Raw genomic sequence first — 24,671 nt, forward strand, 5'->3', positions numbered from 1 at the left:
CCGCGGGCATGCACCCGGATCCCGACCTCCCCCCGTTCTCCCCGGCCGAGGCCCGGGCCGCCCGCCTGCGCATCGGCCTGACTCCCCAGCAGGTCGCGGGCCAGCTGGCCCAGCTGGGGCTGCCCCGCAGCCCCGAGACGGTCCTGGCCTGGGAGTCGGGCACGGCGGCCCCCTCGGAGGCCGACCTCTTCGCCCTCGCCGACGCCCTGTGGTGCCCGGTCCCCGCGCTCATGGCGCTGCGGCCCCGGACGCTGCGCGAGCACCGGCTGGCGCGGCAGTTCACCCGGGAGCGGCTCGCCCGGCGCATCGGCATGCCGGCCGAGGACTACGCCCGGGCCGAGGCCGGGCGGCCCTGGCCCGGCAGCGACCACCAGACCCTGCTGCTGGCCGACGCCCTGGGCCTGCCCCCCGACACCCTGCACCGCATCCTCGACCGCGACGGGGAGCTCCTCACCCTGCTGCGCGCCGCGGTGGAGGGCCGCTGGAAGCAGTACACCGTCCCGCTGGCCCGGCTCACCGGGGCCTCGCCGGACGAGGTGGCCCCGGCCCTGCGCACCCTGCACCAGGAGTTCGCCCGGTTCAACGAGCGCTACCTCGGCCATCTCGTGGCCCGCAGCGGCGAGGCGCGCCTGCGCGAGGTCGCCGCGGACCGCGCGGCCTGGCTGCGGGCCCTGCCGGAGCGCTTCCGCCGGCTGACCGGCCCGCGGTGAGCGCGGGGCCGGGCGCGCCCGGCCCGGCCGGGCGCCCGCCCCCGGCGTGGTCGCGTACCCCGGTCCGGCCGGGGCTTCAGGTGGTGTACTCCGAGTTGAGGCGGACGTACCCCTCGGTCAGGTCGCAGCCGTAGACGGTGAAGGAGCCGTCGGCGATGCCCAGGTCGATCCCGATCAGGACCTCGTCGGCGGCCTTCAGGTAGTCGGCGACCTCGGCGCGCCGGGCCTGCTCGTCGCCGGCCGGCGGGTAGACCTCGACCGCTCCGAAGGAGACGCGGACCCGGTCGGGCGCGATGTCCGTGTCGTCCTGGCACTTGCCGACGGCCATCACGACGCGGCCCCAGTTGGGGTCGGCGCCGTGCACGGCGGTCTTCACCAGGGGCGAGTTGACCACGGCCTTGCCCACCCGCTTGGCCTGGGCGTCGTCGCGGGCGCCGGTGACCGTCACCTGGATCAGTTTGGACGCGCCCTCGCCGTCCGAAGCGATCATCTTGACCAGGGCCAACGCCACCTCGCGCAGGGCCTCTTCGAACGCCTGCGGGTCGACCGGGCCGGCCAGGCCGTTGGCGAAGACCGCGGCGCTGTCGGAGGTGGAGGTGTCCGTGTCGATGGACACCGCGTTGAAGGTCACGTCCATCACCCGCTTGAAGGCGGCGGTCAGCCACGCGCCGTCGAGCTCGGCGTCCGTCACGAAGAAGGTGAGCAGGGTGGCCATGTCGGGCTCGATCATCCCGACGCCCTTCGCGATGCCGGTCAGCACGGCGTCGCCGACGGTTGCGGACACGCACTTGGGCCGGGTGTCGGTGGTCATGATGGCCCGCGCGGCCGCGTCCATGCCGGCGGCCGGCTGCTCCGGCGGCCAGGCCAGGCCGTCGAGGTGGCCGAGGATCGACGGCAGCGGGTACTGGACGCCGATCACCCCCGTGGAGGCGATGAGCAGTTCGGCGGGGTCGATGCCGACGGCGCGGGCGGCGGCGTCGCGGACCGCGGCGGCGTTGCGGGCCCCCTCGGCGCCCGTGGCCACGTTGGCGTTGCGGGCCACGACCACGACGCCGCGGGCGGAGCCGTCGGCGACGGCCTCGCGCGACAGCAGGACCGACGGCCCGGCGAACAGAGAGCGGGTGAAGACGCCCGCCGTCTTCGCGGGGACCTCGGAGGCGATGATGCACAGGTCGTCGCGGCCGTCGTCGGCGATCCCGACCGGCGCGGTGTGGACGACGAAGCCCTTCGGCAGTGCGTGCGTCACGGCAGTCCTTCCCTCGGATGGATGCGAAGCGGATCTATGTGCATCAGTATGCGTGATCTTGAAAATCTATGCAATGCGCGCCGAAAGCGGGCCGGCACGGCCATGACCCGTGCCGGCCCTTCCAAGCCTTATGCGGCGATCTGGAGCTGCTGCGCCAGGATCGACTGCATCGTCTCGCGCAGCCGGCGCCCCGGCATGATGCCGATCTCGTCCATCAGCGTCCGCTTGGCCTGGTGGAACACGTTGAGCGCGTCAGCCTGGCGGTCGGCGCCGTAGTAGGCGTACATGAGGGCCACGTAGAGGTCCTCGCGCAGCGGATCCCCGGCGATCAGCCCGTCCAGGCGGGCGATCGCCTCCTCGTTCCGGCCGAGCTTGATGTCGAGCCGCGCCCGCTGCTCCAGTGCGGCGAGCCGCTCCCGGTCGAGCCCGTCGGCGCGGGCCCGGAGCCGGGCGGAGGTGATGTTGGCGAGCGCCTGCCCGTGCCACAGGGCCAGGGCCTCGTCGAGGCGGTCGGACGCCTCCCGGTACCGGCCGGCCTGGGCCGACTCCTTCGACTCCCGGACCATGTCGCGAAAGACGTACACGTCCACCCGGCCCGCCGGGACGTGGAGCTGGTAGCCGAGGGCGTGGGAGGCGAGGATCTCCCGACCGACACCCACCCCCTCGAATGCGGTGCGAATCATCCAGGCGCTGTTCTGCAGCTGTCCGGAGACCGTCTTCGGGGGATCCGCGTCCCACGAATCCTCGACGATCGACTCCTTCGTCACCATCTGTCCCGCATGCAGAGCGAGGCTGGCCAGGAACTTCAACTGGCGCTGGCCCTGTACCGGAACCCGGGCTTCTGCATTGAAGGCGGTTACCGGTCCGAGGAGCCGGACCGTCACGCGCGTCGCAGTATCGATGTCATCCCCCTGATCATCGTATTCCCACATCCGCAAGCGACTTTTGGTCGAAAAGTCGTCTTCCGGATGACTTGACCAGGTTATTACTCAAGATCCGCTTTCGCAAACGAGGATCAGCTGCTCAGCGAAATCGCTGCATAGTCGTACATTCCGTACACCTGGGACATGCGCACGTTGGCGGCCCGACTGCCCCTGACCACCACGGACTTGACGTACATGTAGGGGCACATCACGGCCGCCTCCATCGCCGCCCGGTCCACGGCCGCCCACAGGGCCTCCCGCGCCTGCGCGTCGAAGGTCCGGGCCCCCGCATCGAGCAGGGCGTCGATCTCCTGGGACGCCAGTTCACCCAGGTTCTGGTTCCCCGCCTCCTTGATCGCGCGCGAGTCCGCGATCTGCTGCAGGTAGCCGAAGCCGTCCGGGAAGTCCGCCGCCCAGCCGAACATCACGATGCCGATGCCGTGCTCCCGCAGGTACGCCGGAACGCCCGCCGTCTCGGTGAAGTAGCCGCCCGAGGTGAACGGCACCACCTCCGCCTCGATGCCCACGCGGCCCAGGCCCCGCGCCAGTGCGAGCGCCGCGTTCCACTCCTTGCGCCGGTCCTCGCGCGCCGCGATCCGGGTCCGGAAGCCCTCCGGGAGCCCGGCCAGCGCCAACTCCCGGCGGGCGGCGTCGAGATCGCCCGTGCCGTCCGGGCCCACCGGGTACCGGTCGTGGGGCTCGTGGCCCGGCACCGTGGGCGGCAGGAGCGTGGTGGCGATGTCCCCGGCCGGCTCCCCGCCGTACGCCGCGCGCATCGCCGCCTTGTCCGTCGCGTACTGCACCGCGCGCCGCGCGTGGACGTCCCGCAGCGGCCCGACGTTCTGGTTGATGCAGTACAGCCACACGAACCCGGTGTGCGGGTTGTCCACGCCCTCCCGGGCCGCCGGATCCGCCAGCAGCCGGTCCTGGGTCTCGGGCTGCACGCCGACCCCGGCCAGGTCGATGTCCGCCTCTCCTGCCAGGAGCATCCGGTCCACCTCCGGGCCCGACACCCCCAGCCGGACCGTGACCGCGTCCGGCAGCGCCGTGCGGACGGGGTCGGTCTCCCGGACCCAGTGCGGGTTGCGGGCCAGGGCGAGGCGGTCCCCGGGCAGGTACTCCTCGATCAGGTACGGGCCCGAGGAGACCGGCCGCCACCGGTACTCGGGATAGGTGTCGGCCCGCTGCGGCACCGGGATCGTGGTGGGCAGCGCGGCCAGGTAGTCGAAGCCCGCGAACGGCTCCTTCAGCCGGAACACCACGGTCCGGTCATCGGGGGTGGCGATGCCCTCCGGTCCCGTCAGGTACTGGCGGAAGTAGGCCGGGCCCCCGCGGGTCACCGCGCCCGGGTAGACCTCCTCGGGGAAGTTGGCGCGCAGGACGGCGTAGCGGACGTCCTGCGCGGTGACGGGGATGCCGTCCTCGAAGCACACGCCCTCGCGCAGCCGGTAGGTCCAGGTGCGGCCGCCGTCGGACGGCTCGCCGAGCGAGAGGGCGAGATCCGGCACCGGCTGCGGCCGGCCGTCCTCCCCGGTCGCGTAGCCGACCAGGGGCCGGCCGAGGAGGCGGATGAAGTTCCAGGTGTACGCGTAGTACGTGTCGGCGGGGTCGAGGGAGTCGAAGTCGTCGGTGCGGACGAAGCGGAGCGTTCCGCCCGTGCTGTCCGACGGGTTCACGGTCCCGTGCGACGCGGCGTCGAAAACCACAGGGTCTCAGTCCCAACTGTGTAGCAGGTCGTGCGGTCTTGGTGGTGCGGGCGGCATGCCCCCGGTGCGGCGGGGTGGCGCGGGGCGTGCCGGCGTGGTCAGCGGAGGGGGTGCGGCGGGTGGTCAGCGGAGGGCTTCGAGGAACCGGGCGGCCACCGGGCCGGCGTCCTTGCCGCCCGAGCCGCCGTCCTCGATCAGGACGGACCAGGCCACGTCCCGGTCGCCGAGGTAGCCGATCATCCAGGCGTGCGTCTGCGGCGGCTTGGCCTCGCCGTACTCGGCCGTGCCGGTCTTGGCGTGCGCCGTGCCCGGTACGTCCTTCAGCGCGGCCGCGGCCCCGTGGGTGACCGTGGCGCGCATCATCTCCCGCAGCCCTTCGGCCACTGCGGCTTCCAGGGCCGGGGCGGTGTGCCGGTTCCTGACGTGGTCCGGCACCAGGACGGGCTGCTTGAAGGCGCCCTCCTTCACCGTGGCCGCCATGGAGGCCATCACCAGCGGCGACGCCTGGACCCGGGCCTGCCCGATGGTGCTGGCGGCCAGCTCGTTGTCCGAGGCGGGGAGCGGGACCGAACCGTCGTAGGAGACGGCCCCGATGTCCCACGGGCCGCCGATGCCGAAGGACTCGGCGGTCTCCGGCAGGGCCGGCCCGGCCACCTTGCGGCGGGCCTCGACGAAGAAGGTGTTGCAGGACTTGGCGAAGGAGTCCCGCAGGAGCGATCCCTCCGGCAGGACGAACTGGTTCTGGTTCTCGAAGCGCTGGCCGTCGACGGAGGCGAACTTGGGACACGCCGCCACGTCCGTCGGCTTCATGCCGGCCTTCAGCAGCGCCGCCGCCGTGACGACCTTGAAGGTCGACCCGGGCGGATAGCGGCCCTCCAGCGCCCGGTTCATCCCGCCGGGCCGGTTCGCGGCGGCGAGGACGGCGCCGGTGCGCGGGTCGATCGCGACGATCGAGGCGTTCTTGTCCAGGCCCTCCAGGGCGGCCGAGGCGGCCCGCTGCACCTTCTGGTCGATCGTCGTGCGGATGTCCTCGCCCTTGCCGGACGGGCCCTGCGTCAGCGGTTTGACCACGGCCCCGGACCGTCGGTCGGCGACCACGACGGACTTGCCGTACGCGGCGCCGCCGGACAGCTCCTTCTGGTAGCGGGCCTGCAGCCCCGAGACGCCCTTGCCCTGCTCGTCGACCGCCCCGGTCAGGGACGCGGCCTCCAGCGGGGCGCCGTCCTTGTCGAGGATCCGGCCGCGGCCGCTGTTCGCCGCGAGCGCGAGGGTCTGACCGGCCTCCATCTGCGGGTGCACCACGGGCGTGGAGAACTGCACCTTCCAGGCTCCGGCGCCGTCCTTGACCACCTTCGCCTCGGAGTCGTACACCAGCTCCCCGGCCCCCGCGGTCTGCAGCGAGACCTTGAACGGCACCTTCACGGCGCCCCTGTCGCCCTTCGACGCACGGTCGCGGTCCGCGGTGATGACGGCCTTCGTCGGCGCCATGTTCTTCATCACGGACTGGAGCAACGAGACGGCGCTGTCCGGCGAATCGGTCAGACCCGCCGCGTCCGCCGGCCGGTTCGCCGCCCACGCGTCGAGGAACTCCTGGAGGTGGCCGGCGGCCGCGGCCACGTCCTTGTCCTGCGGGGCCGGGGAGAGGAAGCGGTAGCCCGCGTACGCTCCCGCGCCGAGCACGGCCGCGGCCGCCACGGCTGCGCCCGCGCGCCTGCCCCGGCCCGTTCTGCGGCGGGATGAGACGTTCTGGTCAACCGCATGGTCAGACATGTCGGTCAGGGTAGGCAGGGGCCGTCTCCGGGCTCTCTCGCCGGTCTCCCGGTGCTCTCCCGGCGCGCCCGGGTACTTGATCTCGTGCCCGGGAACGTGTTGGGGTGGCCCCACCGCGAACCCGCCGCCCTGCGCGCGGGTTCGCCGACCGGTCGCCCATACGGCCCGGCCGGGCCGACCGCCCCGGCTCCGCCGCGCGACCCCTCGTCCCAGCCTCTACCGAGAGTGCATCCATGCAAATCGCACGACGTACCGTCGTGTTCACCGCAGCCGTTGCCTCCCTGCTCACCGGAACGCCGGCCATGGCGTACGCACAGCAGGCACAGGGCACGCAGCCGGTGCACGACTTCAGCAAGGCCATACGCGAAACCGTGTTCGTGACCACGGACACGGACACCGACGGCGACGGCCGGAAGGACAAGGTCCGGGTCCAGGTGATCCGCCCGGACACTCCCCGCAAGGTCCCGGCGATCATCGAGGCCTCCCCGTACCACGGCGGCTTCGCGAAGGCCGACTTCCACCCCGCCGATGTCACCGGCACCCCGCAGCTCGCCCCCTGGGCACCGGGCGAGGCCGCCAAGGACGTCGACCAGTACCCGCCGTACTGGGACAACTACTTCGTCTCGCGCGGCTACGCCACCCTCGCGGTCTCCACGCTCGGCACCGGCGGCTCCACCGGCTGCCCCGGCACCGTCTCCCCCGAGGAGGTCAAGGCGATGACGAAGGTGGTGGACTGGCTGAACGGCCGGGCCGGCGCCACCACCGCGGTCGACGACAGCGGCACCGAGGCCAGGGCCACCGGCTGGTCCACCGGCACCGCCGCAATGACCGGCACCAGCTACAAGGGCACCCTGGCCCTGGCCACCGCCACCACCGGTGTGCGCGGCCTGAAGACCGTCGTGCCGATGCTGCCGGTGTCCGACTGGTACGGCTACTACCGCGCGAACGGCGGGAACGTCGGCCCCAAGGGCTACCCCGGCAACGACGCCGACATGCACGTGAAGCTGGTCCTGACCCGCGACCGGCCCGAGGCCTGCGCCCAGGCGGTCGCCGACGTCCAGGCCCGGATGGGGCACGACAACGGCGACCTCAACGCCTTCTGGCGGGAGCGCGACTTCGGCTCCCGCACCGACCGGATCCGCGCCTCGGTGTTCCTGGTGGCCGGGCTGAACGACTGGAACGTCCGCCCCAAGCAGAGCCTCGACCTGTGGTCGAAGCTCCAGCGCTCGGGCGTGAAGTCCCGGCTGTGGCTCACGCAGGGCCAGCACGACGACCCGCTGGACATCCGCCGCCAGGCGTGGCTGGACTCGGTCCACAAGTGGTTCGACCAGGAGCTGATGGGCCTGCGCTCCGGCGCCGACGGCGAGCCCCGGGTGCAGGTGCAGCGCCCGTCGGGCGCGTGGGACGCGTACCGCGAGTGGCCCGCCCGCGGCGCCCTCGACCGGACGCTGAAGCTCGGCGCCCTGCAGGGCCCGAAGGCGCGGGCCTGGACGGACGACCCGTCGCGCAGCGGCGACGAGCTGGCCACCGCCCCGGAGGGCGAGGACCCGGCGCGGCTCGCGTACCTCACGGAGCCGCTGAAGGAGGCCGTGCGGATCTCCGGCACCCCGAGGATCTCCGTGCGGGCGGGGGTGGAGGGCCCCTCCCCGTACCTGTCGGCGTTCCTCGTCGACTACGGCCCGGCGAACTATCCGGTGAAGCTGAACGCCGGCCAGGAGAACTGGTGCTTCGGCGACAGCGCCCCGGGGAACACCGGGTGCCGCCCGCTGAAGGAGTTCAGCCGGGAGGACAAACCGTTCAAGATCATCACCCGGGGGTGGGCGGACGTCCGCAACCGCACCAGCCCCGCCTGGCAGAGCCCGGTCGAGCCGGGGAAGGCGTACACCTTCCGCTGGGACCTGGAGCCGACCGAGCACGTCGTCCCGGCCGGACACCGCATCGGGATCGTCCTCACCTCGACCGACCGCGACCACACCCTGCGGTACCCGGCGGGCACCCGGGTGACGCTCGACCCGGCGGCCTCGGCGGTCACCCTGCCCCTCGCCTCCGCGCGCTGACCGGGCTCCGGACGTGAAAAAGGGCCGTCCCGGCACTCCACCGGGGGTGTGGAAGTGCCGGGACGGCCCGGCTCCCCGCCTTGGTCGCGGATCGGGGAGGCTCACCGCGAGGACGCGGCCACGGCGTCCTCTGTGGTGTCGCCCACGCTAGGGTCCGCTCCTCTTTCCGGACTCTCCGTACTCTCCGGAATCTCCGGAATCTCCGGACTCTCCGTCCGGCTCCCGGGGAGCCGCAGAAGCAGCACCCAGGCGCAGGCGGCCGCGCAGCCGCCGACGAGGACGACAGCGGCCGGATCCGCGACGCGGGTGGCGGCGGAGGCCAGGGCCGCGCCGAGCGGGATCATCCCCCACACCAGGGTGCGCAGGGTGGCGTTGACCCGGCCGAGCAGCCCCGGCGGGGTCACCGACTGGCGCAGGCTGATCTGCGCCACGTTGTACACCACCGCCCCGGCGCCCACGCCGAACAGCGCGACCGCGGTGGCCCAGACCGGGACGCGGCCGGTGAAGCCGGCGAGAAGGGCGAAGGGGGCGGGCAGCATCAGGCCGACGGTGATGGACCGGCCGGCGCCGAGCCGCTGCGCGAGGCGCCGTACGGTGAAGGAGCCGGCCAGGCCGCCTGCGCCCAGGGCGGCCATGACCGCGCCGGCTGCCGTTCGGGAGAGGCCGTGCGCGAGCATGAGGGGGATCAGGAGGGCGGCCGCCGCGGACCAGGCCGCGTTGAACAGGCCGGTTGCGGCTGCGATGCGGCGCAGGGCGGGGTGGGCCGCGACGAAGCGGAGGCCTTCGGCGACGTCCCGCCAGACTCCGGCCCGTGCCGCCGCCGGGCTGGGGTTCGGGGCCGCTGCGCGGAGCTTCTCCCCGCCCCGCCCTTTCTCCGTATCCCGGGGCTGCGCCCCGGACCCCTCTCGCCTCAAACGCCGGCGGGGCTGGAGGGTTTGGGGCTGCGCCCCGGACCCCTCTCGCCTCAAACGCCGGCGGGGCTGGAGGGTTTGGGGCTGCGCCCCGGACCCCGTTCGTCTCAAACGCCGGCGGGGCTGGATGTGGGGGGGCTTGAGGGTGAGCAGCAGGAAGGCGGCCGAGACGGCGTAGCCGAGGGTGGAGACGGCGAAGCCGAGGGGGGCGGCGTGCCAGGCGAGGGTGCCGGCGAGTACCGGGCCGAGGACGGCCGCGGTGGACTCCGCCGCGGACAGCCGGGCGTTGCCCCTGACCAGGTCACGGGTCGGCAGCAGCGCGGGGACCGCCGACTGGGCCGCGACGTCGAAGAACACCGCGGCCACCCCGACGGCGAACGCGGCCGCGTACAGCAGCCCCAGCTCGAGGCGGCCCGCGGCCCACGCCATGGCGACGCACAGGGCGGTGGCGCACCGCACCCCGTCCGCGGCGACCATGACGGGGACCTTGCGGCAGCGGTCGACCCAGGAGCCGGCGGGCAGCCCGACGAGCAGGAACCCGGCGGTCTGCACCGCCATCAGCGCCGCCGCCTGCGCCGCCGAGGCCCCGCAGGCGGCCAGCGCGGTCAGCGGGAAGGCGGTCTGCGCGATCCTGAAGCCGAACTGGGAGGCGGTGTGGGCGGCGAGGAGCCGCCCGAACTGGGGGGTCATCGGGCGGTGCTCAGCTCCCAGGCCCAGCGGGCGCCGGCCGGCACGAACCCGAAGGCGGCGTTGACGCGCAGCATGTGCGCGTTGCCCGAGGCGTTCCAGGTGTCGACGTGGGCCAGGCGGGTCTCCGTGGCGCGGGCGCGGGCGAGGTTGAGGGCCTTCACCTGGCGGCCGAGGCCGCGGCCGCGGTGCGCGGGATCCACGATGGTGATCGCCTGGAGGGCGTTGTCCGGGTTGGCGCGGGTCATCGACAGCGCCGTCCAGGCGGCCATCCGCCCGGTGGTGCGGTCGAGGATCGCGCACTGGTGGGCGCGCCGGCCGCGGGTGATCCGCATGCGCTCGAAGTCCCGGATGCGGGAGATTGCGGCGGGCTGCGGCTCCCATCCCGGGTCCCCGGTCGGGGCGGTGGCCGAGAGCGCGGCCTCGAGCCGTGCGGCCTGTTCCACCAGCGCCTCGGGGACCTCGCTGCCCCAGTACCGGACGGACATCGACTCGGGCAGCGGCTGCGGCAGCGGCGCGCGTGCGACGTCGAGGCGCAGGTGGTCGAGGGTCCACGCCGGCCGGGCGCCGACCGCCGCGGCCAGGTGGTGGGCCGCTGCGGTACCGGTGTCGCCGGCCGGCCCCGCGGGACCGGAGTCGGCGGTGAAGAGGATCCGCGAGCGCTGCGCCGCCTCGGCCCGGTCCCGTACGAACTCCACCAGGCGGCGCCCGGCGCCCTGCCGGCGCAGGGCCGGGTGGACGGCGAGGACGGCCGCGGTGACGGCCTCGGTGTTCTCCTCCTGCGGGAACTCCAGGCGTACGGAGGCCACGCACCGCCCGGACCCGTCGCGGCCCGCCCACTCCTCGACCCTGGTGGCCGGGGGCGGGACCATCAGCGAGCCGCCGAAGTCGGCGAAGCAGGGGGCGGGCAGGTGGGGCGTGTCGGCCTGGTGGACGAGGGTGCGCAGCTCGAAGACGTCGTCGACGGCGTTGCGGTCGGCGGGGTCGAGGGGCGTGAGGTCGAGGCGGGTGGGGTCGAGGTTCATCGTTGTACTCCCATGGCCTGGATGTCGTAGAGGCCGAAGGCGGGGTGGACGTAGACGTTCGTCAGGTCGGGGTGGCGGTAGTGCAGCGTCCGGTCGTGGGCCATGGGCAGCATGACGGCGCGGTCCATCACGGCCTTCTCGATGCGGCGCCACACCGCGCGGCGGGCCGCGGCCCCGGTCGTGGTGCAGGCCTCGTCGATGAGGGTGCGCACCAGCGGGTCGTCGAGCTCGGCGAAGTTGAAGTTCCCGCCGCCGCGCTTGATCTGCCGGCCGTCGACGAGCGGGGCGAGGAAGCCGTACTCGGTGGGGTAGTCGGCGCCCCAGTCGGTGACGCCGAGGCCGAGGCCGAGCCTGCGGACGGTCTGCGGGCTGCCCAGGCCGGTGCGGTAGTAGGAGGCGGTGTCGAGGACCTCCACCCGGGCCCGGATGCCGACCCGGGCCAGGCCGGTGGCGAGGGTGCGGGCGACCAGCTCGAACTTGCCGGGCTGGGTGGCGATCACCGTCTCGAAGCCGTCCGGCAGCCCGGCCGCGGCCAGTTCGGCGCGCGCCGCGTCCAGGTCGCCGGTGAGGCGGGGTCCGGACGGGTAGCGGTCCTGGCTGCTGTGCGCGGGCAGGTTGGGCGGGATCAGGCCGGTGGCGAGGGAGCCGCCGACGCCGTCCCCGCCGCGGGCGTCCAGCAGGGCGGCCTTGTCTGCGGCGTAGAACACGGCGCGGCGGGCATGCAGGTTGTCGAAGGGCGGGACGGCGGTCTGCACGGTGATGTACTGCAGGAAGCCGGTGGCCGGGTTGTCGGCCTGCGCCCGCAGCGCCGGGTCGGCGAGGATCCGGTCGCGCGCGGCGTGCTGGATGCCGCGGCCCTCCACGTCCACGTGGAACTCGCCGGCGAGGAGGCGGTCGTCCATCTCGTTGGCCTCGACCCCGAAGGCCACGGTCAGCTCGTCGGGCAGGGCGGGCCGGACCGGGTCGGTGCTCCGCTCCCAGGCGTTGTTGCGCACCAGGTGCAGCAGGCGGCCGGGCTCGTAGCGGTGGATCCGGTACGGGCCGGAGCAGACCGGCCGCGACCCGTACGCCTCGCGGGTGTCGCGGTGTTCGGGCACGGGCGCCGTGTTCGGCTGGGCCATCAGGTAGTCGAAGTCGGCGAAGGGCCGCCTGAGGCGGAAGCGGACGGTGTGGTCGTCGGGCCGCTCGACGGCCGGGCAGCGCTGCCCGTCGTACGGTCCGCGGTAGCCGTCGTGGTCGAGGAGGTCGGTGAGGTACGTGGGGCCGCCGGGCAGGACGTGCTGGGCGAACACCCGCTCCACGGCGTACGCGACGTCGTGGGAGGTGATCTCCTCGCCGGTCTCGAAGCGGATGCCCCGCTTCAGCCGGTAGGTCCAGGTCAGCCCGTCGGCGGAGACCTCGCCCGGGCCCTCGGCGAGGTCGGGGACGACCTCCGGCCGCTCCGGGTCGGTGCCGAACGCCATCAGGGTGCGGTTCAGGGCGCGCTGCAGCAGCCAGGACCACACGTAGTAGGTGCGGGCGGGGTCGAGGGAGTCGACGTCGGCGGAGGCGACCATCTCCAGCCGCCCTCCGCGCCGGGTGGACGGATTGACCACCGCTCCGATCGCCGCGTTCCAGCCGGTCATGCGGGGAGCTCCTTGACGTAGAGGTACTGGCGGGAGAGGGCGCAGCCGCGGGAGGCCTTGGCCTCCGTGGAGCCGATGCCGTAGTGCACCCGGCGCACGCCGGCCGCGGGCGCCCGGTCGGCGACGGTGTAGTAGAGGAGCTCGTAGTACAGGGGCAGCTTGGCCCGGGCCTGGGCGGCGTAGTCGAAGCCGGCGCGGTGGGCGAACCAGTCCTCGCCGTGCGCCAGGATCAGCCCGAAGCCGGCGATCTCGCCGTCGAGGACGGCCTTGGAGACCAGGGCCCGGTCCCCCAGCTGCCGGTGGGCGGCCTCGAGGACCGCTTCGGAGCGGCGCGGGTCCCAGCCGGCCATGCCGTACTTCGCGAACAGCTGGGTCTCGAGCGCGGCGAGGCGGGGGATGTCGGCCGGGTCGAGCGGGGCGAGGGTGATCTCGGCCCCGCAGGCCTCGATGCGGCGGCGCTCGGACCGCACCCGGCGGGAGCGGGCGGCGGGCAGGCTCATCGCGTAGTCGGTGAAGTCCTGTCCGGGCAGCGTGAGGGTGGCGAACTCCCCCGACACGTGCGAGGTGTAGCCGCGCTCGGCGAGCACCTGTTGTGGGAGCGTGTCGCGGGAGTCCACGTACGGGAAGCACACCGAGCGGCAGCCCTCCCCGGCGGCGGTGCGCTCGGCCCGCTCGGCCATCAGGTGGACGGTGTCCGCGTCGGCGCCGGGGCCGAGCAGCAGGCGGGTGCGGCCCAGGTGGCGGCCGCCCAGCATCATCGAGGGCATCAGCCGGTCCAGGTCGCCGAAGGCGGCCGACACCTCCGCGGCGCCCGCCATCCCCTCGGCGGCGCAGTGCGCGATCAGCAGGTCGGTGCGGCCGAGGGACCAGGGCGACTCCCGGGTCGCCAGCACCAGCGGGAGCCCGGCCAGCAGTTCTCCGCCGGCGCGGGCGGTGAGGTACCGCATCCAGGCGCCGGACGAGTCGTGCAGCACCCGCATCCAGGGCGGGGTGAGGAAGAAGTCCTCCGCGCCCGCCAGCGCGTCCCAGCCGACTTCCCTCGCGTGCTCGGGAGTTGGCCACTCATCTACCACAACATCTGTTCTCACGCATGGATCCTGGTCCGCTCCACTCTTTCGTCACTCTCCGTCCGCTCCCGGATACCGGAACGAGAGCCCGGAAAGAGACCGGCAGCCCAAGGTGGCCCCACCACACCGAAATTCGGACAGGAGACTGGTTTTACATGTCCCGCGTATCCACCGGCCCCAGCGAGCACCCGACCGCCGCCCACGCTCTTCTCAAGCGCCTGAAGGAGCACGGCGTCGACAAGGTGTTCGGCGTCGTCGGCCGCGAAGCGGCGTCGATCCTGTTCGACGAGCAGGACGGCGTGGAGTTCATCCTCACCCGCCACGAGTTCACCGCCGGCGTCGCCGCCGACGTCCTGGCCCGCATCACCGGCCGCCCGCAGGCCTGCTGGGCGACCCTCGGCCCCGGTATGACCAACCTGTCGACCGGCATGGCCACCTCGATGCTGGACCGCTCCCCGGTCATCGCCCTGGCGGCGCAGTCCGAGTCGCACGACATCTTCCCGAACGACACCCACCAGTGCCTCGACCTGGTGAAGATCGCCGAGCCGATGACCAAGTACGCCGTCGAGCTGGAGCGCCCGGCGGAGATCACCGACCTGGTGGACTCCGCGGTCTCCGCCGCGATGACGGAGCCGGTCGGCCCCTCGTTCATCTCCCTGCCCGTCGACCTCCTCGGCTCCTCCGAGGGCATCGACATCACCAAGGACCACGGCCCGGCCCGGACCCCCGAGAAGCCGATCGGCGCGGTCCAGCCCGGCTGGGAGTCGGCCGCCGACCAGGCCGCCGAGATGGTCAAGGACGCGAAGAACCCGGTGTTCGTGGTCGGCGCCGCCGCCATCCGCGCCGGTGCCGTCCCGGCCATCCGCGCCCTCGCCGAGCGCCTGAACGTCCCGGTCATCACCACGTACATCGCCAAGGGCGTGCTCCCGCACGGCCACGAGCTGAACTACGGCGCTGTCACCGGCTACATGGACGGCATCCTGTCGTTCCCGGCGCTGGAGACCCTCTTCGGTCCCGCCGACGTCATCCTGACCATCGGCTACGACTACGCCGAGGACCTGCGCCCCTCGATGTGGGAGCGCGGCATCGAGAAGAAGACCGTCCGCATCTCCCCCACCGCCAACCCGGTGCCGCGGATCTACCGCCCCGACGTCGACGTCGTCACCGACGTCCTCGCCTTCGCCCGGCACCTGGACGCCGCCACCGGCGGCCTCGCCGCGAAGGACCGCCACGACATCGCGCCGCTGCGCGAGCGCATCGCCGAGTTCCTGGCGGACCCCAAGCACTACGAGGACGGCATGCGCGTCCACCAGGTGATGGACTCCATGAACACCGTCATGGCCGAGATCGCCGCGCCGGGCGAGGGCACGATCGTGTCCGACATCGGCTTCTTCCGCCACTACGGCGTGCTGTTCGCCCGCGCCGACCAGCCCTTCGGCTTCCTGACCTCGGCCGGCTGCTCCAGCTTCGGCTACGGCATCCCGGCCGCGATCGGCGCCCAGATGGCCCGCCCGGACCAGCCCACCTTCCTCATCGCGGGCGACGGCGGCTTCCACTCCAACAGCGCGGACCTGGAGACCATCGCCCGCCTGAACCTGCCGATCGTCACCGTCGTCGTCAACAACGACACCAACGGCCTGATCGAGCTGTACCAGAACATCGGCCACCACCGCAGCCACGACCCGGCCGTGAAGTTCACCGGCGTGGACTTCGTCCAGCTGGCGCAGGCCAACGGCGTGGAGGCCACCAAGGCCTCGACCCGCGAGGAGCTGCTGGCCGCCCTGCGCAAGGGTGCCGAGCTGGGCCGCCCGTACCTCATCGAGGTCCCGGTCAACTACGACTTCAGCGCCGGCGGCTTCGGGGCGCTGAAGGTCTGACATGGCTGAGCAGGTATTCCCTGCCGCCTACGGCTTCCTGGTCTCCGCCCGCACGGGCGGGGACCAGGGCCCCACGGCGGCCTTCGCAACACGGGGCCGGCACACCCGTACCGCCGAGCGCCTGCGCTCCCTGACCGTCGAGGCGACCCTGGTCCACCCGGGCGCCTCCGCCGACGGCGCGGTCGCGCGCGGCGCCGACGCGGCCCTGTGGCTGGCCGGCGAGCTCTACAACCGCGACGAGATCCGCTCCGTCCTCGGCGCCGGCGCCGGGGCGGGCGCGTCCGACGCCGAACTGGTGCTGAGCCTGTTCGAGGCGTACGGGCTGCACGCATTCCGGCTGCTCAACGGCCGGTACGCGGCGGTGCTCTGCCAGGAGCAGCGCGTCCTGCTCGCCACCGACCACGCCGGCTCCGTACCGCTGTACACCCGGCCCGTGCCCGGCCACGTGCTGGCCGCGACCGAGGCCAAGGTGCTCGCCGCGCCCTCCGACGGCCAGCTCGGCTTCCCGATCTCGGGGGCCCGGCGGATCCGCCGGCTGCCCGGCCTGTACCAGGTGCCGGCCGGCACCGTCCTGGAGATCGACACCGCCTCGGGCTCGGTGCACGCCCACCCGACGTGGGTGCCGCCGGTCTCCCGGCGCATCGTCGACGAGGACACGGCAGTCGAGCAGGTCCGCACCGCGCTGCGCACGGCGGTCGAGCGGCGCCTCGAGGGCACGGAGCGCCCGCTGGTGGTGCTCTCCGGCGGCATCGACTCCTCCGGGGTCGCCGCCCTCGCCGACGCGGCCGTGGCCGGCCCGCTCGACACGCTGTCCATGGGCACCGACACCTCGGACGAGTTCCCGCAGGCCAGGGTGGTCGCCGACCATCTGGGCTCGGAGCACCGGGAGATCACCATCCCGGTGGCGGAGCTGCTGGCGCAGCTGCCGCACACGATCCACGCCGCCGAGTCCCTGGACCCGGACGTGATCGAGTACCTGCTGCCGCTCACCGCCCTCTACCGGACCCTGGACGGTCCGGCCCGGCGCGTGCTGACCGGGTACGGGGCCGACATCCCGCTCGGCGGCATGCACCGCGAGGACCGGCTGCCGAAGCTGGACACGGCCGTCGCGCACGACATGGCCACCTTCGACGGGCTGAACGAGATGAGCCCGGTGCTCTCGGCGGTGGCCGGGCACTGGTCCACCCACCCGTACTGGGACCGCGACGTGCTGGACCTGCTGACCGGCCTGGAGGCCGGGCTCAAGCGCCGGTACGGGCGGGACAAGTGGGTGCTGCGGGCCGCCATGGCGCAGCTGCTGCCGGCCGAGACCGTGAACCGGCCCAAGCTCGGCGTCCACGAGGGGTCCGGGACCACGTCCGCGTTCTCGCTGCTCCTGCTGGACGCGGGGGTCGGCGAGGCCGACGTGGCCAACGCCAAGACCCTGGTGGTCCAGGAGCTGTTCGACCGGATCGTCGTCGCCGGCGAGGACCCGGACCAGGTCCCCGTCGCCGAGGTGGTCTCGCTCGTCGCCGCGCACTTCAGGGAGCTGCGGGGATGAGCGCGAGCGCGTACACCGGCTTCGCGGGCAAGCGGCTGGCCCTGGTGGAGTCCATGCTCCACGCCGCCTTCTACGACGGCATCCAGGCGGCCCGCTCCCACGGCGCCGAGGTCTGGCTGCTGGTCCAGGGCGAGGACTGGTACACCGGGGGCCGCCCGTTCTCCGAGCACCCCCTGTCGAACGTGGACCGGGTCCTGCACGTCGACACGCACGACTGGCGGGCCATCGCGGCCGCGCTCACCGACGGCTCCGGCGCCCCGCTGGTCGACGGCGTGATGTCGTTCTCCGACTACCACACCGAGGCCACGGCCCGGGCGGCCGAGCACCTGGGCCTGCCCTCGCAGGGGCTGGAGGCCGTACGGGCCGCCAACCACAAGCACCTGCTGCGCGCCGCGCTCGACGGGGACCCGGCCAACCTGCGGTGGCGCCTGGTCACCGAGGAGGCCGGGCTCGAGGAGGCGCTCGCGCACGTCGGGCTGCCCTGCATCGCCAAGCCGCCGTCGGAGGCGATCAGCTACGGGGTGCGCAAGTGCACCACGGCCGCCGAGGCGGCCGCGGCCTGGCGGGAGCTGTCGGCCGTACGGGAGTCCCTGCGCGGCCAGCCGCGGCCGGGCCACGTCCTGTTCGAGGAGTACGCGAGCGGGTTCGAGGTCTCGGTGGAGTCGATGACCGTGGGCGGGAGCACCCACTTCTTCGGGGCCACCTCCAAGGACCTGCACCGCACCACCCTGCTGGAGGAGGGCCACTCCTTCCCGCTGGCGCTGGACGCCGGCGTCTGGGAGGAGGTCCGCGGCTGCGTGGACCGGGCCCTGAAGGCGATCGGCTACCGGCAGGGCCCGGCGCACACCGAGGTGATGGTGACCGCGGACGGCCCGCGGATCGTCGAGGTCAACCCGCGGCTGCCCGCGCACATGATCTCCACGATGGTCACCGACGTGTGCGGGACCAACCCGCACCTGGACGCCAAGCTGCTGGCCCTCGGCGCCACCCCGGAGCCGGGCCTGCCCGGTGCCGGGGCCGCCGCCGGCGCCGCCGTCCACGTGCTCTTCCCCGAGGAGCCCGGCGAGTTCACCGGTGTCTCCGGCATCCCGGAGGCCGAGTCCCTCGGCGCCCGCGTGCACCTGCACGCCGAGCCCGGCGACCGCGTCGCGACCCGCCTCGACAACTCCGCCTCGGTCGGCTTCGTGTACGCGCACGGCGCCGACGCGGCGGCGGCCCTGGCCACGGCCCGCGCGGCGGCCGCCCGTATCCGCATCCACACACGGAAGGAAGGACGGCGATGACCGAGGTCCCGCGGATCGGTTCCCAGCGGATCGACTCGCACATCTCCCCGCGGTATGCCCAGCTCCCCACCTTCATGCGCCTGCCGCTGGACCGGGCCCCCAAGGGCAACGACGTCGTGGTCATCGGCGCGCCGTACGACGGCGGCACCAGCTACCGCCCCGGTGCCCGGTTCGGGCCGCGGGAGATCCGCGCGGAGTCGGGCCTGATCCACGGCGTCGGCATCGACCGCGGCCCGGGCGTCTTCGACCTGATCAAGTGCGTGGACGCCGGCGACATCGACCTGACGCCGTTCAACCAGCACATCGCGATGGAGACCGCGCAGCGGCACCTGACCTGCCTGCTCAAGGACAACGCGGCCTTCCTGATGCTCGGCGGCGACCACTCGCTGACCCTGGCGGCGCTGCGCGCCGTCCACGAGCAGCACGGGCCGGTGGCCGTGGTCCACCTGGACGCGCACTCGGACACCAACCCGGCCATGATCGGCGGCGAGTTCCACCACGGGACCCCCTTCCGGCACGGCATCGAGGAGGGCCTGATCCGGCCGGAGGCCATGGTCCAGCTCGGCATCCGGGGCCACAACCCCAAGCCGGACAGCCTCGACTACGCGCGCGGCCACGGCGTCCGGATCGTCACGGCGGACGAGTTCGCCGAGCTCGGGGCCGCGGGCGCGGCCCGGCTGATCCGGGAGCGGGTCGGCGACCTGCCGGTCTACGTCTCCGTCGACATCGACGTCGTGGACCCGGCCTTCGCCCCGGGCACCGGTACGCCGGCCCCCGGCGGCCCGACCTCCCGCGAGGTCCTGGCGCTGCTGCGGACCATCGGCGACCTCAACCCGATCGGCTTCGACGTCATGGAGGTCTCGCCGCTCTACGACCACGCCGGGATCACGTCGGTCCTGGCGACCGAGATCGGCGCGGAGCTGCTGTTCCAGTACGCCCGTGCCCACCAGAAGAAGGAGAACAGGACATGACGATCATCGACGTGACCGCACACCGGGAGGCTCTCCTCGACCTGGCGTCGAAGCTCCCCGACGTACCGCGGGCCGACCTGTACCGGTTCCTGGAGGTGGCCGGGAAGCTCTCCGCCGAGCTGCCGCAGGAGGTCGCGGACGCGCTGGACGCCTTCGGCCGGGGCGGCAACGAGGACGGCTACCTGGTGCTGCGCGGCCTGCCCGTCGAGGCCGACGAGGACCTGCCGGCCACGCCGACGAGCACCCCGGCGCCGGTGGAGCGCGGCCGCCTGAACATGGAGGCCTTCCTCGGCCTGTTCGGCCGCCGCCTCGGCCTGCACACCGGCTACGCGGAGCTGCGTTCGGGCACCGTCTACCACGACGTCTACCCGTCGCCGGGCGCCCACCACCTGTCGTCGGAGACCAGCGAGACGCTGCTGGAGTTCCACACGGAGATGGCCTACCACACGCTCCAGCCGAACTACGTGATGCTGGCGTGCTCCCGCGCCGACCACGAACGCACCGCGAAGACCCTGGTGGGCTCGGTCCGCAAGGCGGTCAAGCTCCTCGACGCGGAGACGGTGGAGCGCCTGTACGACAACAAGCAGCCCTGCGAGGTCGACGTGGCCTTCCGCGGCGGCATCGAGGACCCGGGCGCCATCGCCAACGTCAAGCCGCTGTACGGCGACCGCGAGGACCCGCTGCTCGGCTACGACCGCGAGCTGCTGAAGCCGAACGCGGGCGCGGACGCCGAGGCCGTCGCCAAGCTCTCGGACGCGCTGGACGAGGTCACGGAGGCCGTCTCCCTGGTCCCGGGCGACGTGCTGATCATCGACAACTTCCGCACCACGCACGCCCGGACCCCGTTCACCCCGCGCTGGGACGGCAAGGACCGCTGGCTGCACCGCGTCTACATCCGTACGGACTCCTACGGCCAGCTCCCCACGGGCGAGGAGCGCGCGGGCGACGTGGTGGCCTTCACCCCGCGCCGCTGACCTCATCCCGCTGACCACCGCATGACCACGGCCGCGCCCGCCCCCGACCGGGGGTGGCCGCGGCCCGCGCCTGCCAAGGCCGACACGGCCGACACGAGGAACACAGGGAATCACGTGGACAAGAAAGTCCTGGAAGCACAGCAGTGGGTCAACAAGACCTACGCGGGCAAGGCGGGCTACAACCCGTGCCCGGAGAACGGCCAGACCGGGTGGCCCACCATGCTCTCCCTCACCCGGGCCCTCCAGATAGAACTGGGCATCGCGACCCCGTCGGACAGCTTCGGCCCGACCACGGAGGCGAAGCTCGCGGCGCTCGGCCCGGTCAAGGACGGGTTCGCCAACAAGAACATCATCCAGATCGTCCAGCACGCCCTGTTCTGCAAGGGCTACTGGGGCGGCGAGGGGGGCGTGTACGGCCTGGCCACCCAGAAGGCCGTCATGCAGATGAAGGACAACATGGGCCTCTCCAAGGGCGGGCCCGACGTCGAGCCGAAGTTCTTCAAGGCCCTGCTGACCCTGGACGCGTACGTCGTGGTCTCCAGCGGCACGGACAAGGTCCGCGAGATCCAGCGCTGGCTGAACGGCCGCTACTCCAACCGCTCGTCGTTCAACATCGGCCCTGCGGACGGCATCTACTCGCGCGACGTGCAGAAGTCGCTGATGCGGGCGCTCCAGTACGAGTTCGGTGTCCCGGACGACTCGGCGTCGGGCAACTTCGGCCCGACCACCCAGAACGGCCTGAAGGCCCACCAGGTGGGCAAGGGCGACTCCGGCATTTTCGTGCAGCTGTTCTCGGCGGCCTGCGTGTTCAACGACCTCAAGTACACGGAGAACAACGAGACCCACTCCGCCACGTTCACGTCGTCGTACGACGACAACCTCCGGAAGGCGGTGGCCGAGTTCCAGAGGTTCTCGGCATTCCCCAAGGCGGCTCAGGACGGTCGGGCCAACTACGACACGTGGTGCCAGTTGCTGGTGTCCATGGGCAACCCGGACCGCCCGGTAAACGCCTGCGACACCCGCTTCACCATCACCGCCTCGCGCGCCAAGGCCCTGAAGGCCGCCGGCTTCGACGTCGTCGGACGCTACCTGGACGAGGAGGTACTCAGGCCTGAGGACGACCTGAACAAGGAGATCATGCCGGGTGAGTTGGAGGACATCTTCAACGGTGGCATGAGGGTCTTCCCCATCTCCCAGTACCACGCTCGCAAGCTGGAGCACTTCACGTACTCGGAGGGCTACCGGCACGCCTCGAAGGCGCACGACCGCGCGGCGGACGTCTACAAGATCGGGCGCGGCTCGGTCATCTACTTCGCCGTGGACTACGACGCGACGGACCCGGAGATCACCTCCAACATCCTCCCGTACTTCCACGGCGTCCAGGCCGCGCTGGCCGCGAAGGGCAAGCGCTACATCGCCGGTGTGTACGGCTCCCGCAACGTCTGCCAGCGGGTCAGCAACGAGGCGTACGCCGCGCACTCCTTCGTCTCGGGCATGTCCTGGGGCTTCTCCGGGAACCTCGGCTTCCCGATGCCGGAGAACTGGTCGTTCACCCAGATCAAGGAGTTCAAGTTCACCGCGAACGGGGACACCTTCGACCTGGACCGCAACGTCATGCGGGGTACGGACAAGGGCGTCGGCCGGGAGAACGTCGGCCAGGTCGCCACGGAAGCCGACGCCGCGATCAAGTACATCGACGACCTGTACGCGGCGGCCGTCCAGTACGGCAAGGGCAACCCGAACGAGCTGGTCTGCGAGTACCTCCGCTCGGACGACTACAACGACACCAAGTGGCGCGGCCTGCTCTACCTGAGCGATGCCGAGTGGGTGAAGTACGCCGACTCCAAGGTCGGCAAGCGGATGACCGACTTCAAGTGCCCGTCGTACGGCGTGGACATCGGCCTCGCCCACTTCGGCGCCTGCGCCAACACCGTCATCACCAAGGGCTCGATCAGGGGCAAGGGCGCCAACCGGGGCGACTTCGCCGGCTGGGGTGGTGACCTGTGCACCTTCTACGTCGAGTGGCGCCAGGCCGCCGACTCATACGCCTCCGGCTACCTGTTCTGCCAGGACCGGCTTGCCAAGATCAACACCACGTCGTCCTTCGGCTTCGACGACATACTCGAGGACGTCGACGGCTACCTCATCGGTACGGCCGCCGGCATCAAGAACAAGCCGATCAACGAGCTCTTCCGAGCTCACTACGGCACCGGGCCCAACCCGGGCCACCTGCGCCGGTTCCGCGATTTCTACAACCAGCGGTACGAAGGCAAGATGGAGGTGGTGAAGGCGGCCGCGAACCACATGCTGCAGGGCGTGTTCACGGACGACGACCTCCTGCAGGTCTACCGCCAGGGCATCTTCTACTACCTCGGCAAGAACATCCTGACCCCGAACCTGATCCCCAACGACAAGCTCGACCCCTTCGTGGCCGGCTACGCGGACCAGTTCCAGAGGATCATGGGCCAGGAGAACGCCACGGCCAAGGCATTCACGGCCGCACGCAGGTAGTACCCCGGAGGGGACATGATCGCACTAGCACTCATCGCGCTGCCGTTCGCGCTGCTGGCCGGCATCGGACACGGCGGCCGCCTCACCTACCGCGGGATCCGGGCCCGGGCCTGGGCGGCGCCCGGCACCTGGGGCGGGATCGCACTCCTGGCCGCCTCCGGCGCCACGCTGGCCTTCGCCTGCGGGCTGTTCGCGGGCTTCGGCGGCATGGACCGGCGCGAGATCTGCGGCGACCCGTACGACAGCGCGTTCGTCGGCCGACACAACCAGGATCCGCTCTTTCCGCTGCACAGCTGGTGCAGCCCCGGCCACGACCTCGTCCCCTCATGGGTCAACCCGACCGTCGTGGGCCTCGCCGCCCTGACCGCGCTCTGCATCGTCATGACCGCGGTCACCGGCGCGGCCCGCATCACGCACACGTTGTCCGCCCGGCGCGACCGGGCGGAGGAACCGAAACAGAGGGAACACAACACATGACCAACCCGGTACGCAGCGACCTGTCGCGCCGCCGCTTCGTCGGCACCGCGGCCGGAGTGGCCGGCGGCGCCGTCCTGTGGGGCGTGGCGTCCTCCGGCACGGCGGTGGCGGCCCCCAAGCCGAGCGAGACCAAGCCGTCCACCTGGTCGGGCGGCAAGACCGCCAACGGCTGGCCGGTGGTGAAGACCGTCCCCACCCACTTGATCGAGGGCAGCTCGGTCTCCGTCCCCGTCCTGGACGGCGACGTGGCCACGATCCTGCTGCACCTGGCCCGCCGCTTCCACTACGAGGTGGACTCCCTGCGCCAGGGCGAGGTCACCGGCCACTCCGGCGACCGCAAGGTGGCCCAGCCCTACGAGTCGAACTACCTCTCGGGTACCGCGATCGCCATCCGCCCGCAGGCCTACCCGGCGGGCGCCCAGGGCGGGCTGTACCCGCACGAGCTGGTCATCGTCCGCGACATCCTCACGGAGCTCGACGGCGCCGTGGCCTGGGGCGGCGACGAGAAGACGGCCAAGGAGTCGCACTTCCACATCGCCCTGAAGCCCGGCCACCCGAAGATCAAGAACGTGGCCCGCAAGATCCGCGAATGGAACGAGGCCCCCGGCAAGGGCGCCGGCACGGTCGACGCCTTCGAACCGTCCCGCCGCCAGGCGGCGAAGGCGTTCACCCGCTAGAACTCCTCGTGCCGCCACAAGAGGGCCAGGGGCCTGACCGCACAAGCGGCCAGGCCCCTGGCCTCGTCGTGCCCCGTATCAGCCGAACAAGAGCGGCGAGCCGGTGAGCTGCTTGGTGATGACGCCCTTGCCGTCACCCTCGATGTCGTACGACACGGTGGAGTCCGAGGACCACCACATGTTCTTGTCGTACGTCGCGGACGGCGCGAGGCACTTGTTCTCCTTCTCCAGCGCCGACCAGCCCAGGTTGTCGTTCACCATCTTGGTCAGGTCGCAGGTGGTGGTGGACACGACCGTGTCGGCGCCGCCCCACTCGCGCTTCTCCAGCCGCGTGGTGACCTTGAACGAGGTGAACCGCTTGCCCTGGTCCTCGGCCACGTCGACCATCATCTGCCAGTTGGTCCAGGTCCAGGCCGACACCTTCCCGTTGGACACGTCGGCACAGTTCATGAACGAGTAGAGCGACTGCGGCTTCTTGCCCGGAAAGGCGATCTCCACGGACCCGGAGCTCTCGCCGCACGAGCTGACGGCTGCGGCCGGCGAGGCGAAGGCGATACCGCCCGCGAGAATGCCGCCGGTCGCGGCGAACGTGGCGAGGTACTTCTTCATCTTCACGGAGTTCTTCTCCTGCTCG

General features: G+C 72.3%; 20 protein-coding genes. 11 read left to right on the top strand and 9 right to left on the bottom strand.

What is annotated here, in order from left to right; all coding sequences use genetic code 11:
* The first annotated feature begins 8 nt into the window (after positions 1–8).
* Entirely contained in the window at positions 9–710 is a 702-nt protein-coding gene (locus ABZ924_RS02530; protein WP_361902845.1) for a helix-turn-helix transcriptional regulator, read from the top strand.
* Between the two features lie 76 nt (positions 711–786).
* On the opposite strand, the gene argJ is transcribed toward ABZ924_RS02530, so the two are convergent.
* Both argJ and ABZ924_RS02540 read right to left on the bottom strand, forming a co-directional pair.
* Positions 787–1,956 (bottom strand): bifunctional glutamate N-acetyltransferase/amino-acid acetyltransferase ArgJ, encoded by a 1,170-nt coding sequence (gene argJ / locus ABZ924_RS02535; RefSeq protein ID WP_361902848.1) that lies wholly within the window; start codon positions 1,954–1,956, stop codon positions 787–789.
* 128 nt (positions 1,957–2,084) lie between these two features.
* Positions 2,085–2,726 carry an AfsR/SARP family transcriptional regulator gene (locus tag ABZ924_RS02540; protein ID WP_361902851.1) on the bottom strand — a complete coding sequence of 214 codons (642 nt, stop codon included), beginning with the start codon at positions 2,724–2,726 and terminating at the stop codon, positions 2,085–2,087.
* A gap of 9 nt (positions 2,727–2,735) precedes the next feature.
* On the opposite strand from ABZ924_RS02540, the gene ABZ924_RS02545 reads away from it, so the two are divergent.
* A complete protein-coding gene (locus ABZ924_RS02545; RefSeq protein WP_361902854.1) occupies positions 2,736–2,933 on the top strand; it encodes a hypothetical protein in 198 nt (65 codons plus the stop codon).
* A 38-nt stretch (positions 2,934–2,971) separates the two neighbouring features.
* Here ABZ924_RS02545 and ABZ924_RS02550 read toward each other — a convergent pair whose 3' ends face one another.
* Both ABZ924_RS02550 and ABZ924_RS02555 read right to left on the bottom strand, forming a co-directional pair.
* Positions 2,972–4,555, bottom strand: coding sequence for an ABC transporter substrate-binding protein (locus ABZ924_RS02550; RefSeq protein WP_361902856.1), 1,584 nt, complete (start codon positions 4,553–4,555; stop codon positions 2,972–2,974).
* A 153-nt stretch (positions 4,556–4,708) separates the two neighbouring features.
* The gene (locus ABZ924_RS02555) at positions 4,709–6,355 is read right to left on the bottom strand and encodes a penicillin-binding transpeptidase domain-containing protein (protein WP_361902859.1); all 1,647 of its coding nucleotides are present in this window, start codon (positions 6,353–6,355) and stop codon (positions 4,709–4,711) included.
* A gap of 233 nt (positions 6,356–6,588) precedes the next feature.
* Between ABZ924_RS02555 and ABZ924_RS02560 the strand changes: the two genes are divergently transcribed.
* A complete protein-coding gene (locus ABZ924_RS02560) occupies positions 6,589–8,412 on the top strand; it encodes a CocE/NonD family hydrolase (RefSeq protein ID WP_361902861.1) in 1,824 nt (607 codons plus the stop codon).
* Positions 8,413–8,513: 101 nt separating this feature from the next.
* On the opposite strand, the gene ABZ924_RS02565 is transcribed toward ABZ924_RS02560, so the two are convergent.
* The 4 genes from ABZ924_RS02565 to ABZ924_RS02580 are packed head-to-tail and all read right to left on the bottom strand — an operon-like array spanning position 8,514 to position 13,748.
* Positions 8,514–10,013, bottom strand: coding sequence for an MFS transporter (locus ABZ924_RS02565; RefSeq protein ID WP_361902864.1), 1,500 nt, complete (start codon positions 10,011–10,013; stop codon positions 8,514–8,516).
* A complete protein-coding gene (locus ABZ924_RS02570; protein WP_361902867.1) occupies positions 10,010–11,035 on the bottom strand; it encodes a GNAT family N-acetyltransferase in 1,026 nt (341 codons plus the stop codon). Before ABZ924_RS02570 ends, ABZ924_RS02565 begins: the two co-directional genes overlap by 4 nt.
* The gene (locus ABZ924_RS02575) at positions 11,032–12,660 is read right to left on the bottom strand and encodes an ABC transporter substrate-binding protein (protein ID WP_361902870.1); all 1,629 of its coding nucleotides are present in this window, start codon (positions 12,658–12,660) and stop codon (positions 11,032–11,034) included. The genes ABZ924_RS02570 and ABZ924_RS02575 overlap by 4 nt, the downstream gene beginning before the upstream one ends.
* Positions 12,657–13,748, bottom strand: coding sequence for a GNAT family N-acetyltransferase (locus tag ABZ924_RS02580; RefSeq protein ID WP_361902873.1), 1,092 nt, complete (start codon positions 13,746–13,748; stop codon positions 12,657–12,659). Before ABZ924_RS02580 ends, ABZ924_RS02575 begins: the two co-directional genes overlap by 4 nt.
* A gap of 134 nt (positions 13,749–13,882) precedes the next feature.
* Here ABZ924_RS02580 and ABZ924_RS02585 point away from each other — a divergent pair, with 134 nt between their 5' ends.
* The 8 genes from ABZ924_RS02585 to ABZ924_RS02620 all read left to right on the top strand — a co-directional run bounded on the left by ABZ924_RS02585 (position 13,883) and on the right by ABZ924_RS02620 (position 24,037).
* Positions 13,883–15,604: a thiamine pyrophosphate-binding protein gene (locus tag ABZ924_RS02585; protein WP_361902876.1), complete on the top strand. Its 1,722-nt coding sequence runs from the start codon at positions 13,883–13,885 to the stop codon at positions 15,602–15,604.
* A gap of 1 nt (position 15,605) precedes the next feature.
* Positions 15,606–17,144, top strand: a complete 1,539-nt coding sequence (locus ABZ924_RS02590) for an asparagine synthase-related protein (protein WP_361902878.1) — start codon at positions 15,606–15,608, stop codon at positions 17,142–17,144.
* Positions 17,141–18,427 carry an ATP-grasp domain-containing protein gene (locus tag ABZ924_RS02595; protein WP_361902881.1) on the top strand — a complete coding sequence of 429 codons (1,287 nt, stop codon included), beginning with the start codon at positions 17,141–17,143 and terminating at the stop codon, positions 18,425–18,427. The genes ABZ924_RS02590 and ABZ924_RS02595 overlap by 4 nt, the downstream gene beginning before the upstream one ends.
* Positions 18,424–19,398, top strand: coding sequence for an agmatinase (gene speB / locus ABZ924_RS02600; RefSeq protein WP_361902884.1), 975 nt, complete (start codon positions 18,424–18,426; stop codon positions 19,396–19,398). Before ABZ924_RS02595 ends, speB begins: the two co-directional genes overlap by 4 nt.
* Entirely contained in the window at positions 19,395–20,372 is a 978-nt protein-coding gene (cs1, locus tag ABZ924_RS02605; RefSeq protein WP_361902887.1) for a clavaminate synthase Cs1, read from the top strand. Before speB ends, cs1 begins: the two co-directional genes overlap by 4 nt.
* A 114-nt stretch (positions 20,373–20,486) precedes the next feature.
* Complete coding sequence (locus ABZ924_RS02610) at positions 20,487–22,883, top strand: glycoside hydrolase domain-containing protein (RefSeq protein ID WP_361902890.1); 2,397 nt, start codon at positions 20,487–20,489, stop codon at positions 22,881–22,883.
* A gap of 15 nt (positions 22,884–22,898) precedes the next feature.
* Positions 22,899–23,360 (top strand): hypothetical protein, encoded by a 462-nt coding sequence (locus ABZ924_RS02615; protein ID WP_361902893.1) that lies wholly within the window; start codon positions 22,899–22,901, stop codon positions 23,358–23,360.
* Entirely contained in the window at positions 23,357–24,037 is a 681-nt protein-coding gene (locus ABZ924_RS02620; RefSeq protein ID WP_361902896.1) for a hypothetical protein, read from the top strand. The genes ABZ924_RS02615 and ABZ924_RS02620 overlap by 4 nt, the downstream gene beginning before the upstream one ends.
* Before the next feature lie 78 nt (positions 24,038–24,115).
* Here ABZ924_RS02620 and ABZ924_RS02625 read toward each other — a convergent pair whose 3' ends face one another.
* Positions 24,116–24,652 carry a hypothetical protein gene (locus tag ABZ924_RS02625; protein WP_361902899.1) on the bottom strand — a complete coding sequence of 179 codons (537 nt, stop codon included), beginning with the start codon at positions 24,650–24,652 and terminating at the stop codon, positions 24,116–24,118.
* Positions 24,653–24,671 lie beyond the last annotated feature (19 nt).

Origin of the sequence: Streptomyces sp. NPDC046876, from assembly GCF_040645035.1 — a bacterium.
Taxonomy (GTDB): Bacteria; Actinomycetota; Actinomycetes; order Streptomycetales; family Streptomycetaceae; genus Streptomyces.

Excerpts from the sequence above, each read along its gene's own strand:
- ABZ924_RS02530 (WP_361902845.1), top strand. The coding sequence starts at position 9 with ATGCACCCGGATCCCGACCTCCCCCCGTTCTCCCCGGCCGAGGCCCGG.
- ABZ924_RS02540 (WP_361902851.1), bottom strand. The coding sequence starts at position 2,726 with ATGGTGACGAAGGAGTCGATCGTCGAGGATTCGTGGGACGCGGATCCC.
- ABZ924_RS02545 (WP_361902854.1), top strand. The coding sequence starts at position 2,736 with ATGCAGAGCGAGGCTGGCCAGGAACTTCAACTGGCGCTGGCCCTGTAC.
- ABZ924_RS02555 (WP_361902859.1), bottom strand. The coding sequence starts at position 6,355 with ATGTCTGACCATGCGGTTGACCAGAACGTCTCATCCCGCCGCAGAACG.
- ABZ924_RS02560 (WP_361902861.1), top strand. The coding sequence starts at position 6,589 with ATGCAAATCGCACGACGTACCGTCGTGTTCACCGCAGCCGTTGCCTCC.
- ABZ924_RS02565 (WP_361902864.1), bottom strand. The coding sequence starts at position 10,013 with ATGACCCCCCAGTTCGGGCGGCTCCTCGCCGCCCACACCGCCTCCCAG.
- ABZ924_RS02570 (WP_361902867.1), bottom strand. The coding sequence starts at position 11,035 with ATGAACCTCGACCCCACCCGCCTCGACCTCACGCCCCTCGACCCCGCC.
- ABZ924_RS02575 (WP_361902870.1), bottom strand. The coding sequence starts at position 12,660 with ATGACCGGCTGGAACGCGGCGATCGGAGCGGTGGTCAATCCGTCCACC.
- ABZ924_RS02585 (WP_361902876.1), top strand. The coding sequence starts at position 13,883 with ATGTCCCGCGTATCCACCGGCCCCAGCGAGCACCCGACCGCCGCCCAC.
- ABZ924_RS02590 (WP_361902878.1), top strand. The coding sequence starts at position 15,606 with ATGGCTGAGCAGGTATTCCCTGCCGCCTACGGCTTCCTGGTCTCCGCC.
- ABZ924_RS02595 (WP_361902881.1), top strand. The coding sequence starts at position 17,141 with ATGAGCGCGAGCGCGTACACCGGCTTCGCGGGCAAGCGGCTGGCCCTG.
- speB (WP_361902884.1), top strand. The coding sequence starts at position 18,424 with ATGACCGAGGTCCCGCGGATCGGTTCCCAGCGGATCGACTCGCACATC.
- cs1 (WP_361902887.1), top strand. The coding sequence starts at position 19,395 with ATGACGATCATCGACGTGACCGCACACCGGGAGGCTCTCCTCGACCTG.
- ABZ924_RS02615 (WP_361902893.1), top strand. The coding sequence starts at position 22,899 with ATGATCGCACTAGCACTCATCGCGCTGCCGTTCGCGCTGCTGGCCGGC.
- ABZ924_RS02620 (WP_361902896.1), top strand. The coding sequence starts at position 23,357 with ATGACCAACCCGGTACGCAGCGACCTGTCGCGCCGCCGCTTCGTCGGC.